Raw genomic sequence first — 16,755 nt, 5'->3', positions numbered from 1 at the left:
GCGCCCGGCTGGGCGGGGGCTGGTTGGGCGGGCGCGGTGTCCTGCGCCATCGCTGGCGACAGCGACAGCGCCGTCAGCCCGAATGCCAGGCCAAGGCTGGCGAGCGACGCGCGGCGGAACAATAAGGACATACGATTAACTCCAATGGGGGATAGCTAGGGCGGGATGGCTTCCAGACCAGCCGGATTGTGGCGGAATTTGGCACGGTCGTCAGGGCCAGCGCGCCGTTGACATCGATTGAGCCCCCTCTTATCTGTCCAACGACTTTGCGTCCAGAACCGTTTTCCGGGCGCTTTTTGCGTTTGTCCGCGTTTCACGTGGATTTGATGGGGCCGGCCGGCACCCGTCGCAACGACTTGGAATGCTATCGAAAGGACCATTGAATGGTCAGTTTTGGCGGTCTCGCCCGTAAGGTTTTCGGCTCCTCCAACGATCGCCGGGTCAAGTCGACCCGACCGCGTGTCGAAGCGATCAACGCCATGGAAAACGAGATGCGGGCGCTCTCCGATGCCGAACTGACGGCCCGCACGGAAAAATTCCGCCAGGACGTCGCCAACGGCGCCAGTCTCGACGATCTCCTGGTGCCGGCCTTCGCCACCGTGCGCGAAGCGGCGCGCCGCGTGCTCGGCATGCGCCCGTTCGACGTGCAGCTGATCGGCGGCATGGTGCTGCACAATGGCGGCATCGCCGAGATGCGCACCGGCGAGGGCAAGACGCTGGTCGCCACGCTGCCCGTCTATCTCAACGCGCTCGCCGGCAAAGGCGTCCATGTCGTCACCGTCAACGACTATCTTGCCACACGCGACTCCGAATGGATGGGCCGCGTCTACAAATTCCTCGGCCTTACCGTCGGCGTCATCGTCCATGGCCTGTCCGACGAGGAACGCCATGCCGCCTACGCCGCCGACGTCACCTACGCCACCAACAATGAGCTCGGCTTCGACTATCTGCGCGACAATATGAAATACGAGCGCGCCCAGATGGTGCAGCGCGGCCACAGCTACGCGATCGTCGACGAGGTCGATTCCATCCTCGTCGACGAGGCGCGCACGCCGCTGATCATTTCCGGTCCGCTCGAGGATCGCTCGGAAATGTACAATACCATCGACGCCTTCATGCTGAAGCTCGAGCCGGCCGACTATGAGATCGACGAGAAGCAGAAGACCTCGATCTTTACCGAGGAAGGCACCGAGAAGCTGGAAAACCTTTTGCGCGACGCCGGCCTGCTCAAGGGCGAGTCGCTCTACGACGTCGAGAACGTCGCCATCGTCCACCACGTCAACAATGCGCTCAAGGCGCACCAGCTGTTCCAGAAGGACAAGGACTACATCGTGCGCAACGGCGAGATCGTCATTATCGACGAATTCACCGGCCGCATGATGCCGGGCCGCCGCTATTCGGAAGGCCTGCACCAGGCGCTCGAGGCCAAGGAGCATGTGGCGATCCAGCCCGAGAACCAGACGCTCGCCTCCGTCACCTTCCAGAACTATTTCCGCCTCTACAAGAAGCTCGCCGGCATGACCGGCACGGCGCTGACCGAGGCCGAGGAATTCGCCAACATCTACAATCTCGACGTCACCGAGATCCCGACCAATCTGCCGGTCATCCGTATTGACGAGGACGACGAGGTCTACCGGACCGTCGAGGAGAAGTACAAGGCGATCGTCAGGGAGATCAAGGAAGCCCGCGAAAAAGGCCAGCCTACCTTGGTCGGAACCACCTCGATCGAGAAATCCGAGCTGCTGGCCGCACGCCTGCGCAAGGAAGGTTTTACCGATTTCGAGGTGCTGAACGCCCGCCACCATGAGCGCGAGGCGGCGATCGTCGCCCAGGCGGGAAAACCCGGCGCCATCACCATTGCCACCAACATGGCCGGCCGCGGCACCGACATCCAGCTCGGCGGCAATGCCGACATGCGCATCGCCGAGGAGCTTGGCGACATGCCGGCCGGCCCCGAGCGCGACGCCAGGGAAAAGGCAATCCGCGACGACGTCGCCCGGCTGAAGGAGAAGGCGCTCGCCGCCGGCGGCCTCTACGTGCTCGCCACCGAACGCCATGAATCGCGCCGCATCGACAACCAGTTGCGCGGCCGCTCGGGCCGCCAGGGCGATCCCGGGCGCTCAAAATTCTTCCTGTCGCTGCAGGACGATCTGATGCGCATCTTCGGCTCCGAGCGCATGGACGGCATGCTGCAGAAGCTTGGCCTCAAGGAAGACGAGGCGATCATCCACCCCTGGATCAACAAGGCGCTGGAAAAGGCGCAGAAGAAGGTCGAGGCGCGCAACTTCGACATCCGCAAGAACCTGCTGAAATATGACGACGTCTCGAACGACCAGCGCAAGGTGGTGTTCGAGCAGCGCCTCGAGCTGATGGACGGTGAAGGCCTGTCCGAGACCATCGCCGAAATGCGCGAGGGCGTCATCGAGGAGGTCGTCGCCAAGGCTATTCCCGAAAACGCCTATGCCGAGCAGTGGAACGTCGCTGGCCTCAAGGCTGAGGTCGCCGAATTCCTCAATCTCGACCTGCCAATCGAGGACTGGGTGAAGGAAGAGGGCATTGCCGAGGACGACATCCGCGAGCGCATCAGCCAGGCCGCCGAGACCGCTGCCAAGGAGCGTGCAGAGCGCTTCGGCCCCGACGTGATGGCCTATGTCGAGCGCTCCGTGGTGCTGCAGACGCTCGACCATCTGTGGCGCGAGCACATCGTCAACCTCGACCACCTGCGCTCGGTCGTCGGCTTCCGCGGCTACGCCCAGCGCGATCCGCTGCAGGAATACAAGGGCGAGGCGTTCGAGCTGTTCCAGGCGATGCTGGGCAATCTGCGCCAGGCCGTCACCGCGCAATTGATGCGCGTCGAGCTGGTCCGCCAAGCCGCCGAAGCGCCGCCGCCCGAGGCGCCCGACATGTTCGGCAGTCATCTCGACGGCACCACCGGCGAGGACGATTTTGATGGCGGCGAGACCGGCCTTCTGGTTCGCCAGGAGACCCACGCCACCGTCGCCCCCGAGAACCGCGACCCGCAAAACCCCGCCACCTGGGGCAAGGTCGGCCGCAACGAGGCCTGCCCGTGCGGGTCAGGGAAAAAGTACAAGCATTGCCACGGGGCGTTCGCGTAAGCACCCACTTCCCTTCTCCCCGTTCACGGGGAGAAGGTGCCCGAAGGGCGGATGAGGGGCGACGCCAACGCCCACGGTTAGCCAATCTCCCCACCCGTGGGGGGATGGCCGCTGGCGAGAGGGGGCGCTGTCCCGTCGACACCGGAAATGGGCCTTCAGCTCTTATTTCTTTCCATCAGCTGGCCTGTCGTTTCGTCGCGTTCTGCCGCGAACGGTGAACATGGCACAAAGCCGGCGCCCCTCATCCGCCTGCCGTTCCCTTCTCCCCGTGAACGGGGAGAAGGGAACACTCCTACCTCCCACCCAACCGTTTCTTAATGTGTTTTGACTACACCTAGACCCGAAAAGAAGCCGAGAACGGAGTGTGATCAGGGTGCGCTTTTCCGCGGCGACGACAGCCGGGCGGTTCCTGCCGCAGCGCCTTGCGCTGCGCGCAAAGCCGCTGCTTGGCCGCATCGATGCCGTGCTGTTCACCGCCGACGAGCGCGGCGAAGCCAGCCGCATGTCGCTGATCGCCTTTTCCATCCGCATCGTCAGCGCCGTCATCGCTTTCGTCAGTCAGGTGCTGATGGCGCGCTGGATGGGCTCGTTCGAGTATGGCATTTTTGTCCTTGTCTGGGTGACGATGGTGATCGTCGGCAATCTCGCCTGCCTCGGCTTCCACACCTCGATCATCCGCTTCATTCCCGAATATCGCGAGCGCAACATGCTGGCCGAACTGCGCGGCATCGTGCTGACCAGCCGCCTGTTCGTGCTGGTCGCCTCGACGGCGATCGCCGGACTGGGCGCGCTCGGCGTCTGGCTGCTCTCGCCGTTTATCGAGAACTACTATGTCGTGCCGTTCATTCTCGGCCTCATCTGCATGCCGATGATCGCCATGTCCGATCTGCTGCAGGGGCTGGCGCGGGCCAACTCATGGGCGCTGTTTGCGCTGGCGCCGACTTATCTGGTGCGGCCGGTGCTGATCCTGGCGCTGATGGCGCTGATGCTTCTGGTCGGCTTTGCGCCCGATGCCAGGACGGCGATCTTCGCCTCGATCGCCGCCACCTATGCCACCACGCTCGGCCAGCTCATCGGCATCACTGCGCGCATCGGCAAAAAAATCCCGGCCGGGCCGAGGAAGCTGCATTTCGCGCAATGGTTCCTCGTGTCGCTGCCGATCTTCCTTGTCGAAGGCTTCTTCTTCCTGCTCACCAATGCCGACGTGCTGATGGTCGGCGCCTATATGAATCCCAACGACGTCGCCGTCTATTTCGCCACGGTCAAGACGCTGGCGCTGGTGCATTTCGTCTATTTTGCGGTCAAGGCGGGCGTTGCCCAGCGCTACGCGCAATTCACCCATGGCGAGCCCGAAAAGCTCGCCGCCTTCGCCCGCGAAACCGTGTCGTGGACGTTCTGGCCATCGCTGTTGATGGCGCTGCTGGTGCTGGTGCTGGGCGAGCCGATGCTGAGCTTGTTCGGGCCTGAATTCGTTGCCGGCTACCCGCTGTTGTTCCTGCTGGTCTTCGGCGTCGTCGCCCGCGCCGCCGTCGGCCCCTGCGAAAGCCTGCTCACCATGAGCGGCAACCAGAATATCTGCGCCGCCGTCTACGCCATGACGCTGGCCTTCAACATCGGCCTCAATCTGGTGCTGATCCCGCTTTTCGGCCTGTGGGGCGCGGCGATGGCCACCGCCTTCGCGATGATCTTCGAAGCCGGCGCGCTGTCCTTCACGGTCTGGCGCAGGCTCGGCATCGTCATGGTCATTTTCGTAGCCGCCAAAGGAGCCGCGTGATGGCTGCCATCCCGTTGCTCGAGGAAACCAGCGGCGGCCCGGCCGGCGCCCTGGTGTCGGGCCTCGCCGGGCTCGCCCGCGAAGCCGATCCCGCCCATATCGAATTGTTGGCCAACGGCCGGCCCCAGCGCAAACTGGCAATTTACGCCGCCTCCGCCGGCTTCGACCTGGTCGAGGAACTCGACTATCTCTGCGCCCGCACGATCGAGCCCAACGTGTTCTTCAACCCGCGCTTCCTGGCACCCGCCATGCCGCGACTGGAAGACCGCGAGGTGCGGCTGGCGGTCATCCGCGACGGCGACGAATACCGCAACCGGCTGCGCTTGCTGGTGCCGTTCTCGGTGGAGCGGCCGGCGACGCCGCTCGGCGTGCGGGTGATGCGCACATGGTCGAGCCCGTTCGGGCCGATCGGCACGCCGCTGGTCGACCGCGACGATCCCGTCGGCGTCATCGAGGATTTCTTCGCGATGCTGTCGCGGCCGCATCTCAAATTGCCAAAAGTCTTCGTGCTGCCCGACATCCGGCTCGACGGCCCGGTGGCCAGCCTGCTGGCCACCGTCGCCGAGACGCGTGGCCTGACGCTGGTCACCACCGGCAAGGCCGAACGGCCGATGCTCGAAAGCGAGATCGACGGCGATGAGTATCTGAAGGCCTCGCTGCGCTCGCACCATTATCGCGAGTTCCGCCGCCTAAAACGCCGCCTCGCCGACCTGGGCAGGCTGGAGCATCAGGTGGCGCGCGGACCGGAAAACATCCGCCATGCCATCGAGCGTTTTTTGACGCTTGAGGCCGCCGGCTGGAAAGGCCGCGAGCGCACCGCCATGGCCATCGACCGCTACCGCGCCGCCTTTGCCCGCGAGGCGGTGCACCGGCTGGCCGAACGCGACCTGTGCCGCATCCATTCACTGACGCTCGATGACCGCACCATCGCTTGCCTGGTCGTCTTCGTCGAGGCCGGCGTCGCCTACACCTGGAAGACGGCCTATGACGAGACGCTCGCCGCCTATTCGCCGGGCACGCTGCTGATGATCGAGGTGACCAGGCAGCATCTCGACGATCCCAACATCATGATGACCGATTCCTGCGCCGTGCCCGACCATCCGGTGATGAGCCGGCTATGGACGGAGCGCCGGCCGATCGGCACGCTGGTCCTCGGCCTGACGCCGGACGCCGACCGCCTCGCCCGCCAGGCGGCGTCGCAGATCCACCTCTACCGCGAAACCCGCAACATGGCGCGCCTGCTGCGCAACCGGGTGAAGAGCTTGCTGGGACGGCGGTAGGGCAAAGTGCGGCTCCCCTTCTCCCCTTGTTGTGGGAGAAAGTGGCCTCGCGAAGCGAGGTCGGATGAGGGGTGCTCCAGTGGCACCCACAGCGCTCCGTCCAGCAACCGTCTTGGCGCTGCGCGCCAATCCACCGCCCGGGGCGAGTCACGGGCCTCGCCCGCCCTTCGGGCCCCACAAGGGGAGAAGGCAGAGAGGGGCAGCGACGGCTGATGGTCGCGGCCCATCATCCAGGACCATCGCCTGGTCTACCGCGCCGCCGCGTCGCTTCGCTCCTTGCTCCGGCCTGGGAATGACGAAGGCGCAGGGGGCTTACGCTAATCACCAGCGCTGGAAATTGGCAGCTGCAGGCCGGCGGCAGCGACCGTCCGCAGTCCCTTTCAGACTCAGTCGAAGAACTGTGTCGAAGGCCTAGGTCATCAGGGTTAATTCTCCCAACCAGCGGAAAGGATTAGCATCGGCGACAATCTCGGCCGCGCAACCAGCATCATTGCCGCCTCGGTCCTGCACGGCCAGAACAAAAATCTGGGAGGAATGCATGACGAAAACAATTCACTTCAGGCGTCGCAGTATTCTCGCTTTGACCGGCCTCATCGGCGCCTGCCTGACTGCGGCCGCGGGTCAGGCCGCCGAGCCCGGCAAGGTCGAGATCGATGCCCTGAAACAATCGCTTTCGAAGTACGAAGACTACAAGGCCGCCATTCGCGACCTCTACCTGTCGACGGTCGGATGCGTTTATTACAGCGGCGAAAAAGTGGCTGGAGCTATGGATTACCCGAAGGGCGCGATGGGCATTCATTTCGTCAACGTCGCGAGCGTCAGCCCGACACCAGATCCGGCGCGCCCCAATGTCCTTATCTATGAGCCGGTCGACGGCGGCTTGCGCCTGGTGGCCGTGGAATGGCTTGTTCCGCTGACGCCCGACACCAAGGAGCCGCCGAAACTGTTTGGACAGACGTTCCAGGGGCCGATGGAGGGGCATTATCCGCTTATTCCGGTGGAGTTCTACCATTACGATCTTCACGTCTGGCTGTTCAAAGACAACCCACTTGGAATGTTCAGCCCGACGAACCCCGACGTGAAATGCGACAATTACGCGTTTCCGATGCCGGAGCAGCCGACCAAGATGGTGCCGGGGCCGATGTAATGGCGACTTAGTCTACGCAATGGCCCGGCCTCAATTGGGGTATCCCAGGTGCGGCTGGGATAACCTCCCACCGAGCTTTCAAGGTGTCTCGGGTAGAAAATGGTGCCCCTAGCCGGGATCGAACCAGCACTCCTTGCGGAACTCGATTTTGAGTCGAGCGCGTCTACCAATTCCGCCATAGGGGCTCAGGCCGGGCGGCCTGGATGGGCGGACTATACGGTTGGAGGCCTGTTCGTCAACTGGCCAATTCGGGGTGGCCAATTCCGGGCATGTGGCTTTCGCTCGGCCGCGGCCTTTCGATTTCGTGAAGCTACGGCCATTGTGCGGCGCGAAAAATCTTTCTAGACAGGCAGCGCATTGAAGCGCGTCGCGTCTGGAGAGATTCATCTGGCGCGCTTTTGGTCTTGGTTTTTATGCATTGTTGTCCCAAAGGCGCTGCGCATTTTGGGCGACGTGCATCAGGAGTGCCGATGCTTCGCGGACTTTACGACTGGACCTTGTCGCTGGCGGCGAAGAAATCCGCCGAATGGTGGCTGGCCTTCATCGCTTTCGTCGAAAGCTCGGTGTTTCTGGTGCCGGCCGATGTGCTCTATCTGCCTATGGCGCTGTCGCGGCCGGATCGCGCCTATCGCTACGCGCTGGTCGCCACGCTGGCCTCCGTTCTGGGTGGCATAGCCGGCTGGTACATCGGCCACTACGCCTATGACTCGGTGGCGCGGCCGATCCTTGAATTCTACGGTAAGTATGACGACTTCGAGACACTGCGCGTCTCGGCGGGCACCGGATTCATCGTCCTGATGCTGATCACCTCCGGCCTCGCCCATCTGCCGCCGATCAAGGTGGTGACGATCCTGTCCGGCGTCATCGGCACGCCTTTGCTGCTGTTCATCGTGCTGGCGATCGTGGCGCGCGGCGCCCGCTTCCTGTTCCTCGCCTGGCTGCTGCGCCGCTATGGCGAACCGATCCGCGAGTTCATCGAAAAACGCCTCGGCATGATCGCCGGCGCTGGCGCCGCTGCCCTGATTTCGCTCTATATCGTCGTCAAATACGCGTTTTAGAGCATGATCCCGAACCGAAGGTCAGCGTAGCAAAAAGTGGGCGCCGGCTTTCGGAAAAGATGCTCAACAACAAGGCGAACGGCAGATCGATGACAGCGACCGTGAATGCCGACCCTGGACGCCAGCGCATGCGGACGGCGTTGTTCCTCGCCGCCGCCATGACCGCCACCGTCGGCTCAGCGCTGGCCTTCCAGCATCTCGGCGGCTACATCCCCTGCAAGCTCTGCCTGGAGCAACGCACCCCCTATTACATCGGCGTGCCGCTGATGCTGCTGGCGGCGGCTGCGTCGACATTGCGCGCCCCCGCGTGGCTGACACGCGGCCTGCTGGCCGTCGGCGGCCTGCTGATGGTCTACGGCGTCTATCTCGGCGTCTATCACTCCGGTGTCGAATGGGCGTGGTGGCCGGGGCCGACCGACTGTGCAGCGGCTGCCGGTCCGGTCGATACCGGCGGCAAGGGCGTGCTCGATGCGCTCGACAGATTCGTCCCGCCCTCCTGCGACAAGGCGGCCGTGCGCATCCTTGGCCTGTCGCTGGCCGGCTGGAACGCCATCGCCAGCTTTGTCCTGGCAATCATCGCCTTCCGCGGCGCCTTTGCCCGCGGCTGAGCTGCACAGCGCAGAGTTCGTCCAGAAATTCGTCAGGCCGGAGCGCATGACGTGGGTTTCGAGAACCGGAGCGGAGCGTACTTACAGTACGTGAGCAGAGCAACGGAAGCGCAGAAAGCTGCGTCAGGCGACCGGCATGGCGGATTTCTGCCGAACTCTATGGCTCCAGTTCGACATCCCAGTAGAGATAATCCATCCAGCTTTCATGCAGATGGTTGGGCGGGAACAGGCGGCCATTGTTGTGCAGATCATGCACCGTCGGCTGAAAAGGTTTCTGCAGCGGCCACATCTTGGCGTGCGCCGGCATCATGCCGCCTTTCCTCAGATTGCAGGGCGAGCAGGCGGCGACGACATTCTCCCACGTCGTTGCGCCGCCGCGATGGCGGGGAACGACATGGTCGAAGGTCAGATCCTCCGGCGTGCCGCAATACTGACACTGGAAACGGTCGCGCAGGAAGACGTTGAAGCGGGTGAAGGCCGGATGCCGCGATGGCTTCACATAAGCTTTCAGGCTGACGACGCTCGGCAACTTCATCGAGAAGGTCGGCGACGACACCGCGTGCTCGTATTCGGCGACGATATTGACCCGCTCGAGGAACACCGCCTTGATGGCGTCCTGCCACGACCAGAGCGACAGGGGGTAATAGCTGAGCGGACGGTAATCCGCGTTCAGCACCAGTGCTGGAAGCCCATCCGGAGATACGGCAACCGTCACGTCATTGACCTCCTTGGTCCAGTGCATGACCCCGAAAATCGAATCGATTTTCGGAAAGGATCATGCACAGATTCAAAAGTCTTACAGCGTCCTTTGCGCATCCAGTCGGATGCGCGGCGCTGTAGCCTGTCGGCGCGGATACTGTAAGCCCGACATGACAGGGATGTGAAGCGGCTTGTCGATCAATCGCAGCGCTAAAAATGCATGATTTTCATGCTTTCTTACGGATTCAGCCAGGCGGCGCGGCGTCCCTGCCCCGGGTTTCACGATAATACGCCCAAAAAAGCCGTGATGCGACACCGCGCCACGGGCTCCATGATTCGGCGAGCTTGATCAGCGTTTTCTCGGGCGGGCGCGGGTCGATGCCGAGCGCGTGGCCGACCGCGCTCTGCAGGGCAACGTCGCGTGCCGGGAAGACGTCGGGGTGGCCGGCGGCGAACAGAAGATAGACTTCCGCCGTCCACGGACCGATGCCTGACACCTTGGTCATCGCCGCGATCGCCTCCGCGGCGTCGAGCAAACAGAGATGATCGAGGTCGAGCCCATCGACCACCGCCTGGGCGACGGCGATCAGCCCGCGCTGTTTCGGCCGCGACAGTCCGGCTTCGCGAAAGATGGCTTCGTCAGCGGCAAGGATGGCTTGCGGCGTCAGCGGATCGACGAGTTTTGTCAGCCGCCCGAAAATCGCGTCGGCGCTGGCGCGGGATACCTGCTGCGAGACGATGATCGAGGCAAGGCTTCTGAACCCCGGCTCAGACAGCCGAAGCGGCACCTCGCCGGCCATGCCGCGCACCTTTTCCAGGCGCGGGTCGAGCAGGCAGAGTGCGTCGAGCCCTTGCGAGACGTCGTCGAGCGTGGCGATGCGTTGCATGTCTGCTTGTTCCCGGCCCAAAGTGGCAGATGTAATCAGGCGCAAAGTAGCAACTGGCGAAAGCGCCGCACAACCCGATTGCCGCCGAACGATGACACTCCTGACATTCCGTTTCGCGCCGAGCCCGAATGGCGAACTGCATCTCGGCCATGCCTATTCGGCGCTGCTCAATCAAAAGTTGGCCAGCGCAACCGGCGGGCGGCTGTTGCTGCGCGTCGAAGACATCGATACGACGCGCTGCACACCGGAATTCGAGGCCGGTATTTTTCGCGACCTGGAATGGCTCGGGCTTGGCTGGGAACAACCGGTGCGCCGCCAGTCCGAGCATTTTTTAGACTATCAGGCGGTGCTCGATCGGCTGATCAGCGAGGAACTCGTCTACCCGGCTTTCATGAGCCGTGGCGAAATCCGCGCCTTCATTGCCGACCGCGAAAGGCGCGGCCGCGACTGGCCGCGCGACCCGGACGGGGTGCCGCTCTATCCCGCCGTCGACAAGGCGCTGACTATGAAGGAACGCCAGCAACGGATGGCCGAGAATGTGCCCTTCGCCTGGCGGCTCGACGTCGATGCTGCGGTGGCGCGCGTCGGCACGGGTCTGTCATGGCTGGAATTTTCCGATGAAAGCCTTTCCGCGACACGCACGATAGAAGCCCGGCCGCAGGACTGGGGCGACGTGATCGTGGCGCGCCGTGAAATCCCGACAAGCTATCATCTCGCCGTCGTCGTCGACGACGCGCTGCAAGGCGTCAGCCATGTGGTGCGCGGCCAGGACCTCTATTCCGCCACCGGCGTGCAGCGCCTGCTCCAGGAACTCCTCGGCCTGCCGCAATCAGGCTACTTCCACCATCGTCTGGTCCTGGGCCCGGACGGACGAAAGCTGTCGAAGAGTTTTGCCGATACCGGCCTTGCCGCCTTGCGCGAGGCCGGCGCATCACCGGAAGACGTCCGGCGGCTGGTTGGGATTTAAATCAATTCCGTTACCTCAGAACGTCACGACGGTGCAGAACCTTTGATGGCGGAGCGAGGCGCCCCCCTCTGTCCTGCCGGACATCTCCCCCACAAGGGGGGAGATCGCCGTCACCACCGCCTTCGCGAACCGCCACCGTCGCGGGAGCGAGCGGTACGCCAAAGCTGCCAATCTCCCCCCAAGTGGGGGAGATGTCCGGCAGGACAGAGGGGGGCGCGAAGGATCACGACAGATGAGCATTTATCCGAGTGGAACTGGATCATGTTTTGATCCTCCCTGATCCAGGGCGCATCCTTCAATTCGGATGAGCCTATGGATCAACCGTTTGGTTTTGCTAGCAGGGTTGAACCGCATTACAGCAGTCCCGTACAAAACCCCTCACCGAGCACGCGGCAGCCTTTCAAAAATGCGCAGCATCAAGCGGTTCATCCCCGCCTCCTTTGTCGTCCTGTGGGCGACCGGCTTCATCGGCGCGCGTTATGCCATGCCGTGGGCCGAGCCTTTCACCTTCCTGGCCGCTCGTTTCGTGCTGGCCGCCGTGCTGTTGGCCGCCTTGATGGCAGCACTCGGCTCCAGGCGAGCGACGCGCAAGGAGGCGTTTCACGCGACCGGCGCCGGCATCCTGATGCATGGCGTCTATCTCGGCGGCGTGTTCTGGGCCATCCACAGGGGCATGCCGGCCGGGTTATCGGCCTTGATCGTCGGGCTGCAGCCGCTGATCACCGCAGTGATGGCCGGCCGATTTCTCGGCGAGGCGATCCTGCCGCGCCATTGGGCCGGCCTCACTGTCGGACTTGCCGGCGTGGTCATCGTGCTTTGGCCGAAGCTCGGAACGCTCGGCGGCGGCGTGACGGCCGAGACGCTGGCCGCCTCGCTTGTCTCGGTGCTTGGCATGAGCGCCGGCACGATCTGGCAGAAGCGCTTCGCCTCCGGCGGCGATCTCGTGGCGGCCACCACTTGGCAATATGTCGGCGGTGCATCGGTGATGGCTTTGGCCTCGCTCGCTTTCGAGACGCGAACCGTCATCGTCAATGGCGAGTTGATCTTCGCCATGGCATGGCTGGTGCTGGTGCTGTCGATCGGCGCCATCTTCCTGTTGATGGTGATGATCCGCGACGGCGAGATGTCGAAAGTCGCTTCGCTGTTCTATCTGGTCCCGGCCGTCACCGCGGTCATCGCCTGGCTGTTGTTCGGCGAACAGTTGAACTTGGTCCAGATCGTCGGCATGGCGATCGCGACGCTCGGCGTCGGGTTGGCAACCGCTCAGCCGACCAAAGCATGATCCCGAAAAGTGGGACCGGGTTTCGGAAAGATCATGCTCAAAACAAGAATCAGCCAACTCGCGCGCGTGCCTCCAGATAGCGGCTGATCGCGGCATTGAGTTCACCGCCGAGAATGAAGATCGCCGAGACCATATAGAGGAAGACGACCGCGACCATGATCGAGGCAAGGCCGGCATAGGTCGTCACATAGGACGAGAAACGGTCGAGATAGGCGGCGAAGATGGTCGACCCGATAAGCCAGGCAATCAGCGTGAAGATGATGCCCGGTATGATCGAGACGAAGCGGCGCTTGCCCGCAGGCAGCCAGTAATGCACCGCGAACAGCCCGCCGACGATGACGACCGAGGCGATGATGTAACGCCACAGCGTGATCGTTCCCATATAGGGTTTTACCCATTCGAAATTGGCCTCGGCCAGCCGCGCCAGCAACGGCGCAAACACCAGAAGCACGCTGATCGCCAGAAAACCTGCCGTGGCGATCAGCACGAAGGCGATGCTCTGTACCCGGCGGTAGATGATGCCTCGCGTTTCGGAAACGCGGTAGGCGCGGTTGAGCGAGGTGCGCAGCGCCTCGATGCCGTTCGAGGCGAAGAAGGCGGCAAGCAGCACGCCATAGGTCAACAGGTCGGTGCGCTGCACGGTGAGCACGTTGAGCACTTCGCGCGCGATCGGCTCGGCGATCTGCTCGGGCCAGGTGTCGAAGACGATATGAACGGCGGTGTCGGCGAAAGCCTGTGCGCCGAGGAAGCTGGCCAGCGTCGTGGCGAAAATCAGAAAAGGGAACAGCGCCATCAGCGCCGTGATCGCCAGATGACTGGCCATCGCCCAGCCATCGTCTGCATCGAAATGGCCGACCGCGTCATAGAGCACGCGCTTGAGGGCTACGATCTTCCGCAACAAGAACCGCGCTCCCTTCGATTGTCTCGACGCCGCGAATATGGGAAGGGATTGCGGCAAATGGCAAGCCTAGGTCAAAGCACGCTTCCTCCTGGAGAAGAGTTGCGCACCATCATCGTCACCGGAGCTTCTTCCGGGATAGGCGCCTATTGCACCCGGGCGCTGAAGGCGGAAGGCTGGCGGGTGTTCGCGACGGCACGCAAGCCGGAGGACATCGCCGCCCTCGAGGCCGACGGCATCGAGGCTTTCTATCTGGATTATTGCGAACCGGGATCCATCGAGACGCTGGTGGCGTCGGTGCTGGAGCGGACCGGCGGACAGCTCGATGCCCTGTTCAACAACGGCGCCTACGCCCAGCCTGGCGCCGTCGAGGACCTGCCGGTCGCAGCGCTCAGGGAGCAATTCGAGGCGAATGTCTTCGGCTGGCATGACCTCACCCGCCGTGTCGTGCCGGTGATGCGCCGCCAGGGCCATGGCCGTCTTGTCCACTGCTCCTCGATCCTCGGCCTGGCACCGCTGCCTTTTCGCGGCGCCTATTCGGCGTCGAAGCACGCGATCGAAGGGCTGATGCTGTGCATGCATCAGGAACTCCAGGGCAGCGGCATCCATGTCTCGCTGATCGAGCCGGGGCCGGTCACATCGAAGATCGCCAGCAACGGCCTTGTGTGGTTTCTCAGGAATATCGACCGTGAGAATTCCGTCCACCGCCTCGCCTATGAGGCGCAGCTGCAACGGCTGCAGGCCGGCGGCAGCACGTCACGGCTGAAGCCAGGGCCGGAGGTGGTTCATGCGGCCTTGCGCCATGCGCTTCTGTCGCGGCGCCCGCATCCGCATTATGTGGTAACGGTGCCGGCCAGGATCGGCGTCGTCCTCAAACGCATCCTGCCGGCATCAATGCTCTACCGCCTGCTTGCCAAACGCGCCTGAACACAATCGACTGGAAACACACTATGGCAACCGTCTTCAACATCCTCGCTGTCCTCGTCATGGTCGCCGTGGTCATCGTGCTGATCCGCGGCCTCATCAACATGATGCGCGGCGGCTCCGGCATGACCTCCAACAAGCTGATGCAGACGCGCGTGCTGCTGCAGTTCGTGGCATTGGTGCTGATCATGCTGGCGGTGTATTTCACCCGCAAGTGACGAGGGGTGGCGATTTCGGGAGGCAGAGCGTGGTCAAGCTCAACAAGATCTACACCCGCACGGGCGACGACGGCACCACCGGCCTTGGCACCGGTGAACGGCGGCTGAAATCCGATCTGCGCATCGACGCCTATGGCACGATCGACGAAGCCAATGCCTGCATCGGCATGGCCCGCATCCACACCGCGGCAACACACCCGGCGATCGACGCGATGCTCGGCCGAATCCAGAACGACCTTTTCGACCTCGGCGCCGATCTGGCGGTGCCGGACGACGGCAAGCCGCTCGGCTATGAGCCGCTGCGCATCACCGCTGTGCAGACCGACCGCGTCGAAAAGGACATCGACCTGCTCAACAAGGACCTGCAGCCGCTCAAATCCTTCGTGCTCAACGGCGGCACGCCGGCGGCGGCGGCCCTTCACCTCGCCCGCACGGTGGCGCGGCGGGCCGAGCGCATCATGGTGGCTTTGACGCAAACCCCAGGCGAGCACGTCAGCCGCGAGGCGATAAGATACATCAACCGCGTATCGGACTTTCTGTTCGTCGCCGCACGCGCGATCAATGACAATGGAAACGCCGACGTGCTATGGGTTCCCGGCAAAAACCGCTGAATCTGCCGAGGCGGAGGGGGTCCGATGTTCATCCCGCTCTATGACACCAACCGGCTGCGCCACATCAAGCAGCAATATGTCACGATCGGCCTGATCGCGTTCAATACGCTCATCTACTTCGCCACCGCGCTTGGCGGCGAGCAGTTCACCAACGCGGCTGTGCTGGGGCTCGGCTTCATCCCGTCGGTCGTCCATGACAGCGCCGAACTGGCTCCGCAGTTTGTCGTGATCCCGGAGAGCCTGAGCTACGTCACCTATTCCTTCCTGCATGCCGATATTTTCCATCTCGGCGGCAACATGCTGTTCCTGTGGGTGTTCGGCGACAATGTCGAGGACGCGCTCGGTCATATCCGCTTTCTCGCCTTCTATCTGCTCTGCGCCATCGCCGGCGCCTTCTTCCAGGGCCTGATCGCGTGGGACTCGCAGGTTCCGCTGATCGGCGCCTCAGGCGCCATTGCCGGCGTGGTCGCCGCCTATCTGATCCTCTATCCCAGGGTAAAGGTATGGGTGCTGGCCTTCGCCCGCATTCCGCTGCGCATCCCGGCCTTCATCCCGCTCATCCTGTGGATCCTGTTCCAGATCGTGATGTTCGCCGCCGGTGGCGAGGATCAGATTTCCTGGGCCTGCCATGTCGGCGGCATCATCGCCGGGGCCGTGCTGGTGCTCATCTTGCGCAACCGCGCCGTACCGCTGCTTGCCGGTGCGGATGAAGAGGCAGCGGTGGTCGCCGGCCAAATGCCTGTTGCCGCAGAGCCGGCGCCAGGCGAACCGCTGCCGGCGTTGCGCTGGGGACGGGGAACCGCCTCCAGTCCGGACTGAACCGATTTGAGTGCGGCGCGGATGATTTGGGCGCGCCCCGGATATTGACGTGCGGGATCGCCGCAACTACGGAAGCGTTCCCACACCAATGCATGTCGCGCAAAACTGTGCAGCGGTTTTGCGATAACGGCATGCATGAAACACACAACCTGAAGCGCGTCGCGTGAGGTCAGTCAAATGCGACGCGCTTTAGACGGTCGGAGACCAGAATTCCGTCCGGAATGTCGGCTTTCGACAACTCTGAAGAGGCGCACGCTGCTATAGCGCGCCGATTATCTTGAAAAAGGTGACTATCTTGAAAGAGGTGGCTATCGTGAAAGAGGTGACAGGCAAATGAAGATCCTTGTGCCCGTGAAGCGGGTTGTGGATGCGAATGTGAAGGTTCGTGTGAAGGCTGACGGTTCGGCGGTGGAACTCGCCAACGTCAAGATGGCGATGAACCCGTTCGACGAGATCGCGGTCGAAGA

15 protein-coding genes, 1 tRNA gene and 1 pseudogene are annotated in these 16,755 nt (G+C 63.2%); 13 read left to right on the top strand and 4 right to left on the bottom strand.

The window, feature by feature from the left end:
- The first annotated feature begins 383 nt into the window (after positions 1 to 383).
- From secA to AC0L2C_RS33630, 4 genes are all read left to right on the top strand, one after another.
- Positions 384 to 3,116 carry a preprotein translocase subunit SecA gene (secA, locus tag AC0L2C_RS33645; RefSeq protein ID WP_287238173.1) on the top strand — a complete coding sequence of 911 codons (2,733 nt, stop codon included), beginning with the start codon at positions 384 to 386 and terminating at the stop codon, positions 3,114 to 3,116.
- A gap of 373 nt (positions 3,117 to 3,489) precedes the next feature.
- Positions 3,490 to 4,890 (top strand): lipopolysaccharide biosynthesis protein, encoded by a 1,401-nt coding sequence (locus AC0L2C_RS33640; RefSeq protein ID WP_128246139.1) that lies wholly within the window; start codon positions 3,490 to 3,492, stop codon positions 4,888 to 4,890.
- Positions 4,890 to 6,170 (top strand): GNAT family N-acetyltransferase, encoded by a 1,281-nt coding sequence (locus AC0L2C_RS33635; RefSeq protein ID WP_023797281.1) that lies wholly within the window; start codon positions 4,890 to 4,892, stop codon positions 6,168 to 6,170. Before AC0L2C_RS33640 ends, AC0L2C_RS33635 begins: the two co-directional genes overlap by 1 nt.
- Before the next feature lie 538 nt (positions 6,171 to 6,708).
- Positions 6,709 to 7,317, top strand: a complete 609-nt coding sequence (locus AC0L2C_RS33630; protein ID WP_128246128.1) for a hypothetical protein — start codon at positions 6,709 to 6,711, stop codon at positions 7,315 to 7,317.
- Positions 7,318 to 7,417: 100 nt separating this feature from the next.
- Here AC0L2C_RS33630 and AC0L2C_RS33625 read toward each other — a convergent pair.
- Positions 7,418 to 7,502: transfer RNA gene (locus tag AC0L2C_RS33625), tRNA-Leu, on the bottom strand.
- A gap of 285 nt (positions 7,503 to 7,787) precedes the next feature.
- Between AC0L2C_RS33625 and AC0L2C_RS33620 the strand changes: the two genes are divergently transcribed.
- Positions 7,788 to 8,375 carry a YqaA family protein gene (locus AC0L2C_RS33620; protein WP_091600122.1) on the top strand — a complete coding sequence of 196 codons (588 nt, stop codon included), beginning with the start codon at positions 7,788 to 7,790 and terminating at the stop codon, positions 8,373 to 8,375.
- Positions 8,376 to 8,464: 89 nt separating this feature from the next.
- Positions 8,465 to 8,983, top strand: coding sequence for a disulfide bond formation protein B (locus tag AC0L2C_RS33615; protein WP_473525468.1), 519 nt, complete (start codon positions 8,465 to 8,467; stop codon positions 8,981 to 8,983).
- A 157-nt stretch (positions 8,984 to 9,140) separates the two neighbouring features.
- On the opposite strand, the gene AC0L2C_RS33610 is transcribed toward AC0L2C_RS33615, so the two are convergent.
- Positions 9,141 to 9,698, bottom strand: coding sequence for an HNH endonuclease (locus AC0L2C_RS33610; protein ID WP_023797250.1), 558 nt, complete (start codon positions 9,696 to 9,698; stop codon positions 9,141 to 9,143).
- A gap of 229 nt (positions 9,699 to 9,927) precedes the next feature.
- Positions 9,928 to 10,569: a DNA-3-methyladenine glycosylase family protein gene (locus tag AC0L2C_RS33605; RefSeq protein WP_023797249.1), complete on the bottom strand. Its 642-nt coding sequence runs from the start codon at positions 10,567 to 10,569 to the stop codon at positions 9,928 to 9,930.
- A gap of 91 nt (positions 10,570 to 10,660) precedes the next feature.
- Between AC0L2C_RS33605 and gluQRS the strand changes: the two genes are divergently transcribed.
- The gene (gluQRS, locus tag AC0L2C_RS33600; RefSeq protein ID WP_128168696.1) at positions 10,661 to 11,536 is read left to right on the top strand and encodes a tRNA glutamyl-Q(34) synthetase GluQRS; all 876 of its coding nucleotides are present in this window, start codon (positions 10,661 to 10,663) and stop codon (positions 11,534 to 11,536) included.
- Between the two features lie 406 nt (positions 11,537 to 11,942).
- Positions 11,943 to 12,818 carry a DMT family transporter gene (locus AC0L2C_RS33595; RefSeq protein ID WP_128181671.1) on the top strand — a complete coding sequence of 292 codons (876 nt, stop codon included), beginning with the start codon at positions 11,943 to 11,945 and terminating at the stop codon, positions 12,816 to 12,818.
- 49 nt (positions 12,819 to 12,867) lie between these two features.
- Here the strand turns inward: AC0L2C_RS33595 and AC0L2C_RS33590 are convergent, their stop codons facing one another.
- The gene (locus AC0L2C_RS33590; protein ID WP_473525467.1) at positions 12,868 to 13,719 is read right to left on the bottom strand and encodes a YihY/virulence factor BrkB family protein; all 852 of its coding nucleotides are present in this window, start codon (positions 13,717 to 13,719) and stop codon (positions 12,868 to 12,870) included.
- 57 nt (positions 13,720 to 13,776) lie between these two features.
- On the opposite strand from AC0L2C_RS33590, the gene AC0L2C_RS33585 reads away from it, so the two are divergent.
- From AC0L2C_RS33585 to AC0L2C_RS33565, 5 genes and pseudogenes are all read left to right on the top strand, one after another.
- A complete protein-coding gene (locus AC0L2C_RS33585) occupies positions 13,777 to 14,643 on the top strand; it encodes an SDR family oxidoreductase (protein ID WP_128181675.1) in 867 nt (288 codons plus the stop codon).
- A gap of 23 nt (positions 14,644 to 14,666) precedes the next feature.
- Complete coding sequence (locus AC0L2C_RS33580) at positions 14,667 to 14,858, top strand: twin transmembrane helix small protein (protein WP_023797244.1); 192 nt, start codon at positions 14,667 to 14,669, stop codon at positions 14,856 to 14,858.
- A gap of 29 nt (positions 14,859 to 14,887) precedes the next feature.
- The gene (locus AC0L2C_RS33575) at positions 14,888 to 15,469 is read left to right on the top strand and encodes a cob(I)yrinic acid a,c-diamide adenosyltransferase (RefSeq protein ID WP_473525466.1); all 582 of its coding nucleotides are present in this window, start codon (positions 14,888 to 14,890) and stop codon (positions 15,467 to 15,469) included.
- Positions 15,470 to 15,493: 24 nt separating this feature from the next.
- Positions 15,494 to 16,288 carry a rhomboid family intramembrane serine protease gene (locus AC0L2C_RS33570; protein WP_473525465.1) on the top strand — a complete coding sequence of 265 codons (795 nt, stop codon included), beginning with the start codon at positions 15,494 to 15,496 and terminating at the stop codon, positions 16,286 to 16,288.
- Between the two features lie 333 nt (positions 16,289 to 16,621).
- Positions 16,622 to 16,755 (top strand): annotated as a pseudogene (locus tag AC0L2C_RS33565) (electron transfer flavoprotein subunit beta/FixA family protein); the annotation flags it as partial.

This window comes from Mesorhizobium sp. WSM4845 (genome assembly GCF_055811455.1).
The sequence above is the reverse complement of the archived record's forward strand: the minus strand, read 5'-3'. Positions and strand labels throughout refer to the sequence as shown.

Bases quoted from the DNA above. Each gene is read 5' to 3' on its own strand.
- AC0L2C_RS33615 (WP_473525468.1), top strand. From the start codon at position 8,465: ATGACAGCGACCGTGAATGCCGACCCTGGACGCCAGCGCATGCGGACG.
- AC0L2C_RS33570 (WP_473525465.1), top strand. From the start codon at position 15,494: ATGTTCATCCCGCTCTATGACACCAACCGGCTGCGCCACATCAAGCAG.
- secA (WP_287238173.1), top strand. From the start codon at position 384: ATGGTCAGTTTTGGCGGTCTCGCCCGTAAGGTTTTCGGCTCCTCCAAC.
- AC0L2C_RS33585 (WP_128181675.1), top strand. From the start codon at position 13,777: ATGGCAAGCCTAGGTCAAAGCACGCTTCCTCCTGGAGAAGAGTTGCGC.
- gluQRS (WP_128168696.1), top strand. From the start codon at position 10,661: ATGACACTCCTGACATTCCGTTTCGCGCCGAGCCCGAATGGCGAACTG.
- AC0L2C_RS33595 (WP_128181671.1), top strand. From the start codon at position 11,943: ATGCGCAGCATCAAGCGGTTCATCCCCGCCTCCTTTGTCGTCCTGTGG.
- AC0L2C_RS33620 (WP_091600122.1), top strand. From the start codon at position 7,788: ATGCTTCGCGGACTTTACGACTGGACCTTGTCGCTGGCGGCGAAGAAA.
- AC0L2C_RS33630 (WP_128246128.1), top strand. From the start codon at position 6,709: ATGACGAAAACAATTCACTTCAGGCGTCGCAGTATTCTCGCTTTGACC.
- AC0L2C_RS33605 (WP_023797249.1), bottom strand. From the start codon at position 10,569: ATGCAACGCATCGCCACGCTCGACGACGTCTCGCAAGGGCTCGACGCA.
- AC0L2C_RS33635 (WP_023797281.1), top strand. From the start codon at position 4,890: ATGGCTGCCATCCCGTTGCTCGAGGAAACCAGCGGCGGCCCGGCCGGC.
- AC0L2C_RS33580 (WP_023797244.1), top strand. From the start codon at position 14,667: ATGGCAACCGTCTTCAACATCCTCGCTGTCCTCGTCATGGTCGCCGTG.